Annotated in this window: 1 protein-coding gene; it reads left to right on the top strand. The window is 56.7% G+C overall.

Annotated features, from left to right (window positions below):
• Positions 1–102 precede the first annotated feature (102 nt).
• The gene (locus ACFDR9_RS27650) at positions 103–1,443 is read left to right on the top strand and encodes a peptidase domain-containing ABC transporter (RefSeq protein WP_409033069.1); all 1,341 of its coding nucleotides are present in this window, start codon (positions 103–105) and stop codon (positions 1,441–1,443) included.
• Positions 1,444–1,529 lie beyond the last annotated feature (86 nt).

Raw genomic sequence — 1,529 nt, 5'->3', positions numbered from 1 at the left:
CCACAGAACCCGTTACGCCCAGCTGCACCGCTTATGAAAGCGGGTACCCGCTACCGATCCGAAAGTCAATTTCCATACAAAACGGCATAGAGCCACGACGCCTTGCTGGCGGCCGACAGGGATTTGACTACGGTACTCGGTTGCGGATTTTTATTGCTGGTTCTCTTGCAGACCTCGATAGGCGCGGTGCGCTCCTGGGTGACGACGGTGTTGGCGACCAATGTGAACCTCCAGTGGCTGGGCAATGCATTCGGCCATTTGATGAAACTGCCCCTTTCCTACTTTGAGAAGCGGCATACCGGCGACATCGTGTCGCGCTTCGCGTCTATCCAAACGATGCAACACAGTCTGACGAGCCAATTCATAGAAGGCGTGATCGATGGCGTTTTGGTGGTGGGCACCTTGGCGATGATGCTACTGTACAGTGCGACGCTGGCGCTGGTGGCATGCGCAACGGTGCTGTTGTATGTTGCCCTGCGTTGGGCCATCTTCCGCGCTCTGCGCGAAGCAAGCACGGAGCAAATTATCCATGCCGCCAGGCAGCAGACGCATTTTCTGGAGTCGGTACGCGGCGTGCAAAGCCTGCGTCTGTTTGGCCGGAATGAGGAGCGGCGCGCCGGCTGGATGAATGCGCTGGCGGATCAGTTCAACGCCGAATTGCGCATAGCCAAACTCACAGTCTCTTACCAAACCGCCAATGCCTTGCTATTCAACAGTGAACGGGTGATAGTGATGTGGCTGGGGGCGCTGGCCGTGCTGGACAACCGCTTTTCCGTCGGGATGTTGTTTGCATTCATCACTTACAAGGAGCAGTTCAGCCTGCGGATGGCGAGCTTGGTGGACAAACTCTTTGAGTTGCGTATGCTACGCCTGCATGGCGAGCGGGTCGCCGACATCGTGCTGACCGAGGCCGAAAACGATACGCAAACGGTAGAAATAGATCCGGAAAGCATCGCGCCAAGCATAGAAGTACGCAACCTGACATTCCGCTACTCCGATAGCGAACCGAACGTACTGGACGGACTGAATCTCATTATCCCCGCAGGCCAGTGCATTGCCGTGGCCGGTCCGTCAGGCGGGGGCAAGACGACGTTGCTCAAACTCTTGCTCGGTTTGTTGGAGCCAACGGAAGGGGAAATATTGGTCGGCGGTGTCAAACTGACGCATCTGGGCTTGTCTAATTATCGGCAACTCCTTGGCACCGTGATGCAGGAGGATACCTTGTTCGCCGGCTCGATCGCGGACAATATCAGCTTTTTCGATCCTTCGCCAAAACAGCAGCAGATCCAGGCTTGCGCGCTGTTGGCTGCGGTGCACGACGAGATCGCAGCCATGCCGATGGGGTTTAACACCCTGGTCGGTGATATCGGCAGCGGCTTGTCTGGCGGTCAAAGGCAACGCATTCTACTAGCGCGGGCGCTGTATAACAAGCCAAAATTGTGACTGTTCAGCCGCTATGCGGCAAGCGGGATAGGATTACCGTTGAAGGCCCGGAGCAGAACCTCAAGCATGCCATGGCCTTGCTTGCG

Origin of the sequence: Janthinobacterium sp. CG_23.3, from assembly GCF_046115965.1 — a bacterium.
Classification (GTDB): domain Bacteria; phylum Pseudomonadota; class Gammaproteobacteria; order Burkholderiales; family Burkholderiaceae_D; genus Janthinobacterium.
The sequence above is the reverse complement of the archived record's forward strand: the minus strand, read 5'-3'. Positions and strand labels throughout refer to the sequence as shown.